The 12,187-nt window shown below is 71.5% G+C and carries 15 protein-coding genes, 1 tRNA gene and 1 pseudogene; 15 read left to right on the forward strand and 2 right to left on the reverse strand.

The features are described from left to right. Together HW577_RS12045 and HW577_RS12050 are read left to right on the forward strand one after the other, a co-directional pair. Positions 1–279: hypothetical protein (locus HW577_RS12045; protein ID WP_419956585.1), on the forward strand; the 279-nt coding region annotated here is incomplete at its 5' end. Positions 280–358: 79 nt separating this feature from the next. Then, complete coding sequence (locus tag HW577_RS12050; protein WP_198376380.1) at positions 359–544, forward strand: hypothetical protein; 186 nt, start codon at positions 359–361, stop codon at positions 542–544. 199 nt (positions 545–743) lie between these two features. Here HW577_RS12050 and HW577_RS12055 read toward each other — a convergent pair. Continuing rightward, positions 744–817, reverse strand: a tRNA-Gln gene (locus HW577_RS12055). Positions 818–969: 152 nt separating this feature from the next. On the opposite strand from HW577_RS12055, the gene HW577_RS12060 reads away from it, so the two are divergent. The 7 genes from HW577_RS12060 to HW577_RS12090 all read left to right on the forward strand — a co-directional run bounded on the left by HW577_RS12060 (position 970) and on the right by HW577_RS12090 (position 5,497). Then, a complete protein-coding gene (locus HW577_RS12060; RefSeq protein ID WP_198376381.1) occupies positions 970–1,497 on the forward strand; it encodes a hypothetical protein in 528 nt (175 codons plus the stop codon). A 106-nt stretch (positions 1,498–1,603) separates the two neighbouring features. Next, positions 1,604–2,662 carry a Ppx/GppA phosphatase family protein gene (locus HW577_RS12065; RefSeq protein WP_232474878.1) on the forward strand — a complete coding sequence of 353 codons (1,059 nt, stop codon included), beginning with the start codon at positions 1,604–1,606 and terminating at the stop codon, positions 2,660–2,662. A 13-nt stretch (positions 2,663–2,675) separates the two neighbouring features. Then, entirely contained in the window at positions 2,676–3,350 is a 675-nt protein-coding gene (locus tag HW577_RS12070; RefSeq protein ID WP_198376382.1) for an RlmE family RNA methyltransferase, read from the forward strand. 458 nt (positions 3,351–3,808) lie between these two features. Then, the gene (locus HW577_RS12075; protein WP_198376383.1) at positions 3,809–4,633 is read left to right on the forward strand and encodes a hypothetical protein; all 825 of its coding nucleotides are present in this window, start codon (positions 3,809–3,811) and stop codon (positions 4,631–4,633) included. Between the two features lie 90 nt (positions 4,634–4,723). Beyond that, complete coding sequence (locus HW577_RS12080; RefSeq protein ID WP_232474879.1) at positions 4,724–4,963, forward strand: type II toxin-antitoxin system ParD family antitoxin; 240 nt, start codon at positions 4,724–4,726, stop codon at positions 4,961–4,963. Further along, positions 4,960–5,289: a type II toxin-antitoxin system RelE/ParE family toxin gene (locus tag HW577_RS12085; protein ID WP_198376384.1), complete on the forward strand. Its 330-nt coding sequence runs from the start codon at positions 4,960–4,962 to the stop codon at positions 5,287–5,289. Before HW577_RS12080 ends, HW577_RS12085 begins: the two co-directional genes overlap by 4 nt. A 7-nt stretch (positions 5,290–5,296) precedes the next feature. Next, entirely contained in the window at positions 5,297–5,497 is a 201-nt protein-coding gene (locus HW577_RS12090; protein WP_198376385.1) for a hypothetical protein, read from the forward strand. A 6-nt stretch (positions 5,498–5,503) separates the two neighbouring features. Here the strand turns inward: HW577_RS12090 and HW577_RS12095 are convergent, their stop codons facing one another. Continuing rightward, positions 5,504–6,115 (reverse strand): cysteine peptidase family C39 domain-containing protein, encoded by a 612-nt coding sequence (locus HW577_RS12095; RefSeq protein ID WP_198376386.1) that lies wholly within the window; start codon positions 6,113–6,115, stop codon positions 5,504–5,506. 126 nt (positions 6,116–6,241) lie between these two features. On the opposite strand from HW577_RS12095, the pseudogene HW577_RS12100 reads away from it, so the two are divergent. From HW577_RS12100 to HW577_RS12125, 6 genes and pseudogenes are all read left to right on the forward strand, one after another. After that, a pseudogene (locus HW577_RS12100) lies at positions 6,242–6,430 on the forward strand (SAM-dependent methyltransferase); the annotation flags it as partial. 489 nt (positions 6,431–6,919) lie between these two features. Beyond that, complete coding sequence (locus tag HW577_RS12105; RefSeq protein WP_198376388.1) at positions 6,920–7,582, forward strand: hypothetical protein; 663 nt, start codon at positions 6,920–6,922, stop codon at positions 7,580–7,582. A gap of 119 nt (positions 7,583–7,701) precedes the next feature. Beyond that, the gene (gene guaB, locus HW577_RS12110) at positions 7,702–9,207 is read left to right on the forward strand and encodes an IMP dehydrogenase (protein ID WP_198376389.1); all 1,506 of its coding nucleotides are present in this window, start codon (positions 7,702–7,704) and stop codon (positions 9,205–9,207) included. 70 nt (positions 9,208–9,277) lie between these two features. Continuing rightward, positions 9,278–9,955 carry a haloacid dehalogenase type II gene (locus tag HW577_RS12115; protein ID WP_198376390.1) on the forward strand — a complete coding sequence of 226 codons (678 nt, stop codon included), beginning with the start codon at positions 9,278–9,280 and terminating at the stop codon, positions 9,953–9,955. A 25-nt stretch (positions 9,956–9,980) separates the two neighbouring features. Continuing rightward, positions 9,981–11,306, forward strand: coding sequence for an RsmB/NOP family class I SAM-dependent RNA methyltransferase (locus HW577_RS12120; protein ID WP_198376391.1), 1,326 nt, complete (start codon positions 9,981–9,983; stop codon positions 11,304–11,306). Continuing rightward, a complete protein-coding gene (locus HW577_RS12125) occupies positions 11,303–11,866 on the forward strand; it encodes a GNAT family N-acetyltransferase (RefSeq protein WP_198376392.1) in 564 nt (187 codons plus the stop codon). Before HW577_RS12120 ends, HW577_RS12125 begins: the two co-directional genes overlap by 4 nt. Positions 11,867–12,187: the final 321 nt, after the last annotated feature.

A 12,187-nucleotide genomic window follows, 5' to 3' on the forward strand; every position in this document is an offset into this window, starting at 1 on the left:
CTGGCCGAGCGCGCCGCCCAGGCCGAGGCCGCCGCCGCCGAAGCGAGGCGGCTCGAAGCCGAGGAAGCGGCCCGCCAGGCCGAACTCGCGCGCCTCGCCGCCGAGGAAGCGCAGCGGCAGGTCGAGGCCGCCCGCGAGGCTGCCGCGGCAGCGATGGAGAGCGAACAGCGCGCCGTGCTGCTGGATGCCGAGAAGAAGGCCCGCGCCCTGGCGCTGGCCGCCGAGCAGAAGGCGCTGCGGGACGCGCGCTACGCCGCGCGCCAGGCGCGCCGAAAGTAACACCGGGCGGCGGCGCTTCGCGGCGCCGCTGCTTCATCCGGCCGGCCGCCTTGCGGCCGCCGTCGAACAGGACGAACACATGGCATACCCCGCCGTCGACGCCACAGTGGCCAAGCCTGACGCGATGACCGACGAAGATGTCGCGGTGCTCGCGAAGCGGCATCGGATCTCGCCCGCGATCGTGCGGGAGATCATGCGCCGGACGGGCACATCCGACCGGTCGCAGGTGGAACGCGAGATCGCCAAGGGCAAGGCGCGCCGCTGACGGCGCGCCTCGTCGCGCACGCGGCCGGCGCGCGGGTCCGGCAAGGCCGCCATTCCGACGATACCCCGAAGCACGCGGGCGGCTGACAGCCGCGCCGCGCTATGCCGCGTGGCCGTCGCCAGGCCGCACGGCGTGCCTCTGCATGGGCATGACCCCAGGCAGCGCGGGCCATCCGCGGTTCAGGGAATGATGGGAGAGGTGGCTGGGGGACCTGGATTCGAACCAAGGCTGCCCGGGTCAGAGCCGGGAGTTCTACCGCTAAACTATCCCCCAACGGGTCCCGACCATCGCCGGGAGCGGGCACATAGCAAAACCGCGCGGTGCGGGCAACCTCCGCCATGCGGCGCGCGCTTCGCGGATCGTCAATCTCCGCGCGGCATGAATATCTCGTGCGGCGCCGGGGCGCTGCCTCCGGAGACAAACGCATGCACGGCCGCCGCATCGTCGCCCTACTGCTCCTCGGCCTGCCCGCGACGGCAGCGGCGCAGGAGATCGCGCTCGCCACCGCCACCTGCGCCGATGTGATGGCCGAGGGTGCGCCGCTGACCGCCCGCTACCTGCCTGCGGCGCTGATCGGCCACCTCGCGGCCCGCGCCGGGTCCAGCCAGGTGCGACTCGATCTGGCCACCCCCATCCGCGCCGCGTTGCGCGCCGCCTGCGAGGCGCCGGACGGGGCGACGCGCCGGCTGGCCGACATCGCCGCCGCCGTCACCTCGCAGGAGGGCGAGCCGGTCACAGTCGACTTCGCGACCCTCACCTGTGCGGACCTCGCCCCCCGCTGGCGCCGGGAAGCCCAGGTCATCGTCCCCGCCCTGGTCGCGCTGGCGTCGGGGCCGGAGGGGCGCATCGCCCGCGGCGCCTTCGACCGCGTGGGCGAGGGCCTTCCCCGCATCTGCCGGGACCCCGCCGAAGCCGGCCGCCGCGTGACCGAGGCCGCCGCCGCGATTCCCTGACGCGCCTGCCGGCTGCGAGCGCCATGGAAAGCGCTTGCCCCGCGCCCCACATGTCCGGATCATTCTGCGGCGACCCGCGCCTTCCCTCGCCGGTCCGGATTGCGAGATGCCCGAGATGCTGCCCCGTTGCGCGACCGATGCCCCGCCCGAGCGGCCGGCGCGCGCCGAGCATGCGCCGCCGGCCTTCGCCGCGCTCGACCTCGGCACCAACAATTGCCGGCTGTTGATCGCCGCACCCGGCCCGGGCGGGTTCCGCGTGCTCGATTCCTTCAGCCGCATCGTCCGGCTGGGGGAAGGCCTCGCGCAGACGGGGCACCTGTCCGACACGGCGATGGACCGCGCCGCGGCGGCGCTGCGCGCCTGCGCCGACAAGCTCGCGCGCCGGCCGGTGCGGCGGCTGGAGGCAGTGGCGACCGAAGCCTGCCGCCGCGCCGGCAACGGGCCCGCCTTCCTTGCCCGCATCGCCGCCGAGACGGGGCTTCGCCTGCGCATCATCTCGGCGCGGGAGGAAGCGGAACTCGCGATGGAGTCCTGCGCGCCGCTACTCGAGACGGAGGATCGCCGCGCGCTACTGTTCGACATCGGCGGCGGCAGCACCGAGATCGCCTGGATCCGCGTGCCGCCGGGGGCGGGGGAGGGCGTGCCGCCGGATCTCATCGGCTATGTTTCCCTCCCGCTCGGCGTCGTGACGCTCGCCGAGCGGGCCGGGCAGGACTGCTTCACCGAACGCGGCTTCTTCGAGGTGGTGGACGAAGTCGCGGCGCATCTCGCGGAATTCGACCGCATCCACCGCATCGGGCAGGAGATCCGTGCCGGCGGGGTGCGGCTGATGGGCACCTCGGGGACCGTGACGACGCTCGCTGGCGTGGCGATGGCGCTGCCGCGCTACCGCCGACCGCTGGTGGACGGCAAGATCCTGGATTGCGAGGCGGCGGACCTCGCACTCGGCGACCTGTTCGCGCTCGGGCGCAAGGGGCTCGCGGAACATCCCTGCGTTGGGCCTGACCGGGTGGAATTCGTGCTGCCGGGCTGCGCGGTGTATGCCGCGATCCGCCGGGTCTGGCCGACGCCGCGGCTGACGGTGGCCGATCGCGGGCTGCGGGAAGGGATGTTGACCCGCATGATGCGGGCCGAGCGCGCCGCGCCGCGCCGCCGCGGGCGATAGAAGGAAGCGAGGAATGGCGAAGAAGCCGCCGGCCGCCGGGCGCGGCATGGCGACCCGCCTGCGCACCGCGGAGGGCCGCTCCACCGCGTCCCAGCGCTGGCTGACGCGGCAGTTGAACGACCCCTACGTGAAGGCCGCGAGGGAACGCGGGCTGCGGTCCCGCGCGGCCTTCAAGCTGCTCGAGATGGATGAGCGGCTGAAGCTGCTCAAGCCCGGGATGCGGGTGGTGGACCTGGGCGCGGCGCCGGGCGGCTGGACGCAGGTGGCCGTGAAGGCGGTGGGCGCGCGCGGGCAGGTCGTCGCGATCGACATCCTGCCGATGGACCCGGTGCCTGGGGCGACCGTCCTGCAGGGCGACTTTCAGGAGCAGGAGGCGGAGGAGCGCACCATCGCGGCCATGGGCGGCAAGGCGGACCTGGTGCTGTCCGACATGGCGCCGAACACGACGGGGCATACCTCCACCGACCATCTGCGCATCATGGCGCTGGCCGAGATCGCGCTGGATTTCGCGCGCCGGGTGCTGGCGCCGGGTGGGGCCTTCGCGGCCAAGGTGCTGCAAGGGGGGACCGAGGCCGAGATGCTGGCGGTGCTCAAGCGGGACTTCACCACGGTTCGGCACGTGAAGCCGCCGGCGAGCCGGAAGGACAGTGCGGAGATGTATGTGGTGGCGACGGGGTTCCGGGGCTGAGCGTTTCGGACAAATTGCCGGGGCGGTGGGGCGAGGGGGCCTTGCCCCCTCAAACTCCCCCACCTCGGGTCCCATCGACGTTGCGGCGCAACGCCGATGGGGGCCCGCAAAGGCCGAAAGGCCTTTGGGAACCGTGACTTGGCGCTGGGCGGGTGAGGGGGCGCGGGATTCGGACAAATGCTGCCCGGTGCGGGAGCCGGGTGCGTGGCAGGCGAAGCCCCGTGGTTTTCGGACAAATGGGCGGCGCCGGGGTGGCGGTGGCTTGGGGACGGATGGGGGTCGGATCAAAGAGCGGCCTCGCCGGCAAGGGTGCACGACGAGGAATTTGATCCTATTTCAAGGCGCGCACCGGGTCCAGTGAATTCGCCTTTGGCGTTCGGGGATGTTGCGCTTGCGGCGCGGCGGCGCGGCGGGGCAGCCTGGAAGGCGTGAGGCGTTGTCGGTTCCGGCTTGGGCGTTTGGCGCGCTGGGCGGTCCTGGCCGCGCTGTTGGCCATCGGCTTGGCGGCCGGGCCGATGCGCGCCGAGGCGGCGCGCGCGTGGGAACGCCTGCCGGATGGGCGGGTGGTGATCGAGATTTATGGGCGGCGGTTCGCCTTCCCGACGGACATGCCGGCCGGGCAGGTCGTGTTCGTTCATGGCCAACGGCCGCATCGGACCCGGCCAGGCGGGTTTGAACCGCGACAAGCGACCTTGCAGGAGGTTATCGCGGACAGGGCGGCGGCGGAGGCGTGGTGGGCACCGCCCAACCCAACCATGCCGGTCGGCATCACCATCACGTCGCGGCTGGTCGAGCCACTGCTATACGAAGGACCCGCGCCAGTGGATCGGAACGGCATGCGGCCTTACCCGGTATTCTGGATCTGGGTGTACCAGGACCCTGGACGGACTTACTGCGCGTCGCGGGAGTGGCCCGGCGACCACAGAATCTGCTCGTATTTCATCGACCGTGCACGCGATGAGGCCGTGATCAGCCCCGAGGGCTTTATCGTCGAGCAGCCCGCAATGCTGCGAGGGACCGGCAAGACGTATTTCGTCTTCCCAGAGCGCGAGGGCCGCGCCGCTCCTGGCGATCCGGCGCATATCGCCTGTGTAGATCTAGGGTCTTATCTTTGTGAGAATGGCTCTGCTGGATCCTGGGGCTACTTCATCCGGCCAGGTATTTTCCTTCGTTACCAGTACTCTATGAGCAAGACGAACCGGCAGGACATGCGCCGCATTGACGATGCGTTCCGCCGTTTTTTCCGGGGCGTATTCCTCGGACCAGACGGCACCGGAGACTGAGCGCGCAGGCGCGCGGTGCTCGAACGTCGCCGGCTGCGGAGGCGGATCAAATCCTTGCCAAATTTTGCCAAGCATGATGCCCTCCACCCCATGACCACCATGAACGTCTCCCTGCCGGACGCGCTCAAGGCCTTCGTGGACGACCAGGTCGCCGCGCGTGGCTACGGCACCAGTAGCGAGTACATCCGCGACCTGATCCGCAGGGACCAGGATCGCGAGCGCCTGCGCGGCCTCCTGCTGGAGGGCGCGGCCTCGGCGCCGGGCGCGCCGGCGGATGACGCCTACTTCGCCAGCCTGCGCGACCGCCTGCGCCAACCGCCAAGGGCGTGACGCCCAAGCCGGTCATCCCGCGCGAGGCTGCCCGGCGGGATATCGACCAGGCGATCGCCCATTACGCCGCGGAGGGCGGAACGCCGGTCGCGCTGGCCTTCATCGACGCGCTGGAGCGCGCCTTCGGACGTCTGCCACGGCATCCGGGTGTCGGCTCGCCGCGATATGGCATCGAACTCCGCCTGGACGGGCTCCGCGCCTGGCCGCTGCGCCGCTTGCCCTACCTGCTGTTCTACCGCGACGCGGCGGACCATCTGGATGTCTGGCGCGTGCTGCACGCCCAGCGGGACATCCCGGCGTGGATGCAGGACCCCGGGGCGCCTTGAGGGCGACGTGGTCAGCAGCCTGACGGCGGTGGTCCTGCGCGCCTTACCCATCGTGATGCCGGCACTGCGGGTGCTCGCCCGCCTTTCCCGCCACGCGTCAGGCCAGCCGATGTTCGCGCGTGATGCACCGAACCCGGCACCCCGCCAGCGGTCCCGGCTTGCCGAGCCCGGTGAACGCGTGTCGACGGGCTCCCGCCGCGCCGCCTGACCGCGCCTATTTCCGCCGCACGATCCAGCCCGACATCTTGCCGGTCTTGAAGCGTATTGTGCCGGCGCTGAGTTCCGTCGGGTGCACGTCCCCGTCGCCGGGGTCGTTGATCATGGCGTAGCTCGTGCCGCCGAAGTCGGACGTCTCGTCCACCAGCACGAAATGCGCGCCGCCGCCGTCCCACATCACATGCGCGATGCAGGGCGCGCCGGCCGCGACCGCGCCCTTGATCGCCGCCCCCATGCCCGCTTCGCCCGCCCAGTGGCATTCCCAGGCACCGAGGCCGAGCTTCGCCAGCACCTCCGGGTGCTTCTTGGCGTCGGTATAGGAGGTGCCGTCATAGGTGCTGCCGATCACCTGGCCGTAGATCTTGTAAACCTCGGGCTCGGATTTCACGGCGTAGTCGATCGCCGACTTGGCCAGCGTCGGGCCGATATACTTGCCCACGATGGGCACGACCGAGGCTTGCGCGCCCGCCGACATGCCGGCGAACATCAGGCCCTTCTTCATCTTGAAGTTCGCCATCAAGATGCAGGCGATGCCGCAGGAATTCACGTTTTCCTGCTTGTGCACCACATGGGCGGTCAGGAAGCGCGTGAAGCGGATGAACCAGGCCATGTTGAATAATCCCGATGGGGTGAGGCGACCATAGACCCGATTGCCGGCATGGCCATGAAGCCTTGCATGGGCGGGCTTCCACCGCCTCGCGGGCGGCATCGACGCCGGCCGGGCGCGCCGCCATACAACTTCGCGCGCCGCGTGCTGGCCCCCGGCGGGGCCTTCGCGGCCAGGTTCCTGCAAGGCGGCACGGAGGCCGAGATGCTGGCCGTGCCGAAGCGCGACTTTGCCGTGGTGCGGCACATGAAGCCGCCGGCGAGCCGGAAGGACAGTGCCGAGATGTATGTGGTGGCGACAGGGTTCCGGGGCCCCTGAACCTGCGCGGGCTGCCGGCGCGGCGCTCGAATGCGGGTTTCGGATCTACGGTCCGGCCGGTGACCCGGCGTGCCGGTTTCGGACAAATGCCCGGGCTTGGGCCTCGGCGTGCCTCCTTCCGGCGAAGTCCCTGGGTCGGCCGCGAAGGAAAATCATCCGATGACCGCCGAGGTCGAAATTCCACTCCCTTCGACCCTGTCGCTCGCCCGGGCATCCCTTCGCCGGGGCGGGCGCGGACCGGCGCCTCGATGGGCCTCCAGGCGCCGCGGCACCCACGGCGGCGCCGCAGGCGCCTCCCGGCTCGGACCACGCAACGCCCGCCGCCGCGGGTTCTTGGCCGGCGACGTGACGCAGCGCATGTCGCCCCAGCCCTGCCCCGCCGTAAGGTGCTGCATGTCGTCCGGCGCCGGACAGTCCGGACGGCATGGGCCCGATGCGGCGCAGGGTCGCATCACCCGGCGCCATGGCCGGCCGCAGGTGGAGAACAGCATGGCAGGCGGCACGATGTCGCTTCTGTTGGCCGGGATGGTCCTGCTCATGGGCTCCGCCATCCTCTACCAGATCATCGCGGACCGGCGGCGCCGGGACGGGCTGGCGGCGATGGCCGCGCGGCGCGGCTGGGCGCTGGAGATGGAGGATCGGCTTGCCCTCGCCGGGGTTTTTCACCTCATCGGCCGGGAGAACCGCATCCGCGTCGCCCCGCGCGACGGTGCGGCCTGGCGCTGCGAAGTGAACAACTGGGACGAGGAAAGGGAGAATCCGGACCTTGATTCGAGCGCCGAACTCATCGCGCGAAAGGGCGTGACCAACTTCCTCGATGCCTCCTGCCCGGCGCCGGCCGGGTTCGGTGTCACGATCGGCCCACCGGCCGGAACCAACGCGGCCCGGCAGGCGGAACACGCGACAGGCCTGCCGGACAGTATCAGCGTCCATGCGCCCGACGGCGTGCCGGAGGGCATCGACCTGGCCCGGATCGCCGCCGCCGCCGAAGCCTGGCGGTCCCGGCATCGCGACGCGGCGGCGCCCGTCCTGGCGTGGTGGTCTGGCGGCGTGCGCGTGCGGTTGGATGAGGACGCGATCGATGCCGCTCGGCTCGAGGATTTCATCCTGGCCGCGCTCGAGATGCGGGCGGCGATCCGTCCCGCCGCCTGAAGCGCCATCCGGCGGGCCCGCGGGCGGTCTCCGTCGGCCTTTCTCTCGACCGCGCTTGCCCGCGATCCCGCACCGCACTAAGGAGGGCCGCCAAGGTCGCGGATCGCGAAAGGTCCCCCATGGCTCCCGACAGCACCCCTGATGCCCACCGCTTCGCCGCGCGCGTGATCGAGGAGGCCTACGCCTTCGACGACGTGCTGCTGGTGCCCGCCTACTCCACCGTCCTGCCCGCGCAGACCGACACGCGCACGCGCATGACGCGGGAGATCGCGCTCAACATCCCGCTGATCTCCGCGGCGATGGACACCGTCACGGAGGGCAACATGGCGATCGCCATGGCCCAGGCGGGGGGGATCGGCGTGATCCACAAGAACCTCTCGCCCGAGGAACAGGCCTCCCAGGTCCGCCAGGTGAAGAAGTTCGAATCGGGCATGGTGGTGAACCCGCTCACCGTCCATCCCGACCAGACGCTGGCCGAGGTGCATGCGCTGCAGGAACGCCACCGCATCAGCGGCATTCCGGTGGTGGAACGCGGCACGGGGCGCCTCGTCGGCATCATCACCAACCGCGACGTGCGGTTCGCGACCGACCCGAACCTCCGCGTCTATGAGCTCATGACGCGGGAGAACCTGATCACGGCCCCGCCCGAGGTCACGCCCGACCAGGCGCGGACCCTGCTGCACAAGCACCGGATCGAGAAGCTGCTGGTGGTGGACGAGGCCTATCGCTGCGTCGGCCTCATCACCGTCAAGGACATGGACAAGGCCCAGGCCAACCCGAATGCGGTGAAGGACGGGATGGGGCGGCTGCGCGTCGCCGCCGCGACCGGGGTAGGGGAGGACGGGCTGCGCCGCGCCGAATTGCTGGTCGCCGCCGAGGTCGATGTGGTGGTGGTCGACACCGCCCATGGCCATTCGCACGGCGTCATGGCGGCGGTGGAGCGCATCAAGCGCCTGTCGAACTCCGTGCAGGTCGTGGCCGGCAACATCGCCACGCCCGAAGGCGCGCTCGCGCTGATCGAGGCCGGCGCGGACGCGGTGAAGGTCGGCATCGGCCCCGGTTCAATCTGCACGACGCGGATCGTGGCCGGCGTCGGCGTGCCACAGCTGACCGCAGTGATGGAAGCCGCCTCCGCCGCGCGGGAAAAGGGCGTGCCGGTGATCGCGGATGGTGGCATCCGCTCCTCGGGCGACCTCGCCAAGGCCATCGCCGCCGGGGCCGATTGCGCGATGATGGGCAGCGTCTTCGCCGGCACGGATGAGGCGCCGGGTGAGGTGTTTCTCTACCAGGGCCGTTCCTACAAATCCTATCGCGGCATGGGCAGCCTGGGTGCGATGGCGCGCGGTTCGGCGGACCGCTACTTCCAGGCCGAGGTGCAGGACGCGCTGAAGCTCGTGCCCGAAGGCGTCGAGGGGCGCGTCGGCTACAAGGGGCCGGTCGGCACCGTCGTGCACCAGATGGTGGGCGGGCTGCGCGCGGCGATGGGCTACACCGGTTGCGCAACGGTTGCGGAACTGCAGACGAATGCGCGCTTCCGGCGCATCACCGGCGCGGGCCTGCGCGAGAGCCACGTCCACGACGTCGCCATCACGCGCGAAGCCCCGAATTATCGCCTCGAAGGCTGATCGCCGCTGACCTGTTGGCGAGGTCGCGTCTTCTCGGCCATGCTGCGAATCGGGTTGGGGGTTCGCACGCATGTCCGCGCCTGAAGCGGTCATCTTCGATGCCTATGGCACGCTGTTCGATGTCAACGCGGCGATGGAGGCGCATGCGCGGCGCCTCGGCGACCGCTGGCCGCGCCTGTCCGAGGAATGGCGCGCGAAGCAGCTGGAATACACCTGGGTGCGCAGCCTTACGGGGGCCGCGCACCATGAGGATTTCTGGCTCTGCACGCGCGACGCGCTGCATTACGTCTTCGCCCGGCACGGGATCGAGGATGCGGCGCTGGCGCGGGACCTGATGGAATCCTACCGCAGGCTGCCCGTCTATCCCGAGGTCCCATCGACGCTTGCCGCGATCCGCGAACAGGGCATCGCGACCGCGATCCTGTCCAACGGCACGCCGGGGATGCTGGAGGCCGCGGCGGAGGCCGCCGGCATCACCCCCCTGGTGGACGAGATCCTGAGCGTGGAGGAGGTCGGCACCTTCAAGCCCGATCCGCGCGTCTATCGCCTCGCCACGCGCCAGTTCGGCTGCCCGCCGGACCGGCTGTTGTTCGTCTCGGCCAATGCCTGGGACACGCAGGCGGCGCACGCCTTCAACATGCGCGTCGCGCGGGTGAACCGCACCGGCGCGCCCGACGAATATGGCCTCGGCGCCGCCGGCGTCGCCGTGCTGACGGACTTGTCCGGGCTGACAGACCTCCTGTCGTGACCGCGCCTCACCTCGGGCGCGCGGGATGACGCCCTCCGGCCGCGCCGCGGCAGCCATCGCCCTGCTCGCCGAACTGGACGCGCAGTGCTTCGCCCCCGACGCGCGGCGCCGCCCCGCGGATGCGGTGGCGAGCGACTTCTTCCGCGCGCGCCGCTTCATCGGCGGGGGGGACCGCCGCGCCGTCTCCGAACTCGGCTGGGGCGTGGTGCGGCAGCGGCTGCGGCTCGACTGGCACATCGCGCGCATCGGCATGGCGCCGACGCCGCGCCTTCTGCTGCTCGCCTACCTGCTGCTGCTCGAACGGCGGCCGCGGCAGGAGGCTGAGGCGTTGTTCGACGATTCGCATTTCGGCCCGGCCGCGCTCGATGCCCAGGAACGGCGCGCCGCGGCTGCGCTGGCGGGACGCGCGCTGGTCGATCCCGCCATGCCGGAAGGGCCGCGGCTGAACCTGCCGGACTGGGTGCTGCCCGGCTTCGGCGCCCGCTTCGGCGCGCGGCTGGCCCAGGAGGCCGCCGCGCTGGAGGCGGAGGCGCCGCTCGACCTGCGCGCCAACCTTCTCAAGACGGACCCCGCCGCCGCCGCCGTCGCCCTGGCGGCCGAGGGCATCGAGGCGCTGGCCACGCCCTTCTCCCCCTGGGGCCTGCGCCTGCCCGCGCGCCGGCCCGTCACGGGCACCAAGGCCTATCGCGACGGGCTGATCGAGGTGCAGGACGAAGGCAGCCAGCTGATCGCGCTGATCGCCGATGCGCGCCCCGGGATGCGCGTCGCGGATTACTGCGCGGGGGCCGCGGGCAAGACGCTCGCCATGGCCGCCACCATGGGCAATCGCGGGCGGATCACGGCCTGCGACACCTCTGCCGTCAGGCTGGAAGGGGCGGGCAAGCGGCTGCGGCGGGCCGGCGTGGACAATGCCGAGCGGCACCTGCTGGCGCCCGGCGACCGCTGGGCGAAGCGCCGCGGCGGGACTTTCGACCGGGTGCTGGTCGATGCGCCCTGCACGGGAACAGGCACTTGGCGGCGCAATCCGGATGCGCGGCTGCGCACGCGGATCCAGGACCTTCAGGAACTTACCGCGGTGCAGCATGACATTCTGCTGAGGGCGGCGGAATTGGTGCGCCCCGGCGGACGGTTGATCTACGCTACCTGTTCACTCCTGCCTCAGGAGAATGAGGAGCAGATGGCCCGCTTCCTGGCGCACGACGCGCGCTTCGCCCCGGTGCCGTTCGACCGGCTCTGGCCGGAGTTGCGGCCGGGCGTGCCGGCGCCCTGCGAGGGGAATTGGCTCGCGCTGTCCCCCGCCGCGCAGGGAACGGACGGCTTCTTCTGCGCGGTGCTGGAGCGCGCGTCGTGATCAGCATCCGGCGCGCCCGGCCTGGCGATGCCGTGGCGATCGGCGCGATCCACGCGGCGGTGTGGCGGTCCACCTATGCGGGCATCCTGCCCGACGGGTTCCTGTCCGCCCTGTCCGAGGCGCGGCTGGCCGGCTTCTACCAGCGCGCGATCCTCGACCGGCGAGAAGGGCACGCGGTGTTCGTGGCGGTGGCCGGCGGCGCCGATTCCGCGGGCGGGCCCAAGGTTGTCGGCTTCGCCTCCGGCGGGCGGGCCAGGCGGGCCGGGATCGCCGATGGGGAGGTCGAGACGCTCTACCTGCTGGAGGATTGGCGCGAGAGGGGCGCGGGGCGACGGCTGATGCGCGCCATGGGGGCGCATCTGCGCGCGGTGGGCTGCCGGTCCGCCATGCTGTGGGTGCTGCGGGACAACCCGACGCGCTGGTTCTACGAACATCTCGGCGGGCGAGAGACGGCGCGGGAGACGATCCGCGTCGGCGGGGAGGTGGTGGAGCAGGCCGCCTTCACCTGGGACCCGATCGAGGCGCTGCTCGCGGCGACGGCGCCGGCGGGGGAAGGGTAGGGCGATATCCGACCAGGTGGAGACCCCCGATCGGATGTGCTGTTCCCGAAGCGATCCCATCCAGGGCAGGTCATCCGCTTCTTGCGTCTTCACGGAACCTTTCCACGTGAGCCAGCGGTGGGTGCATAGGTGCCCGTTCCGCCCGGCCGCCGATGCGCCGGAGCGGTCGTGACACTCGGTCGTGCGAGGCCAGCGTTCTATACTGATTGCGAAGGCCGCGGACCGATTGCGCAGGCATCGCGCCGGCGCGGGACGCGGCGGCGCGCCGCGAGGTCCGGCCGCCCTGGCCGGGCGGGGATCAGCCCGGCCGGCGGGACCGCG

Origin of the sequence: Neoroseomonas rubea, assembly GCF_016106015.1 — a bacterium.
Lineage (GTDB): Bacteria > Pseudomonadota > Alphaproteobacteria > Acetobacterales > Acetobacteraceae > Neoroseomonas > Neoroseomonas rubea.

Excerpts from the sequence above, each read along its gene's own strand:
- HW577_RS12105 (WP_198376388.1), top strand. The coding sequence starts at position 6,920 with ATGGCAGGCGGCACGATGTCGCTTCTGTTGGCCGGGATGGTCCTGCTC.
- HW577_RS12095 (WP_198376386.1), bottom strand. The coding sequence starts at position 6,115 with ATGGCCTGGTTCATCCGCTTCACGCGCTTCCTGACCGCCCATGTGGTG.
- HW577_RS12050 (WP_198376380.1), top strand. The coding sequence starts at position 359 with ATGGCATACCCCGCCGTCGACGCCACAGTGGCCAAGCCTGACGCGATG.
- HW577_RS12115 (WP_198376390.1), top strand. The coding sequence starts at position 9,278 with ATGTCCGCGCCTGAAGCGGTCATCTTCGATGCCTATGGCACGCTGTTC.
- HW577_RS12060 (WP_198376381.1), top strand. The coding sequence starts at position 970 with ATGCACGGCCGCCGCATCGTCGCCCTACTGCTCCTCGGCCTGCCCGCG.
- HW577_RS12120 (WP_198376391.1), top strand. The coding sequence starts at position 9,981 with ATGACGCCCTCCGGCCGCGCCGCGGCAGCCATCGCCCTGCTCGCCGAA.
- HW577_RS12065 (WP_232474878.1), top strand. The coding sequence starts at position 1,604 with ATGCCCGAGATGCTGCCCCGTTGCGCGACCGATGCCCCGCCCGAGCGG.
- HW577_RS12080 (WP_232474879.1), top strand. The coding sequence starts at position 4,724 with ATGACCACCATGAACGTCTCCCTGCCGGACGCGCTCAAGGCCTTCGTG.
- guaB (WP_198376389.1), top strand. The coding sequence starts at position 7,702 with ATGGCTCCCGACAGCACCCCTGATGCCCACCGCTTCGCCGCGCGCGTG.
- HW577_RS12070 (WP_198376382.1), top strand. The coding sequence starts at position 2,676 with ATGGCGAAGAAGCCGCCGGCCGCCGGGCGCGGCATGGCGACCCGCCTG.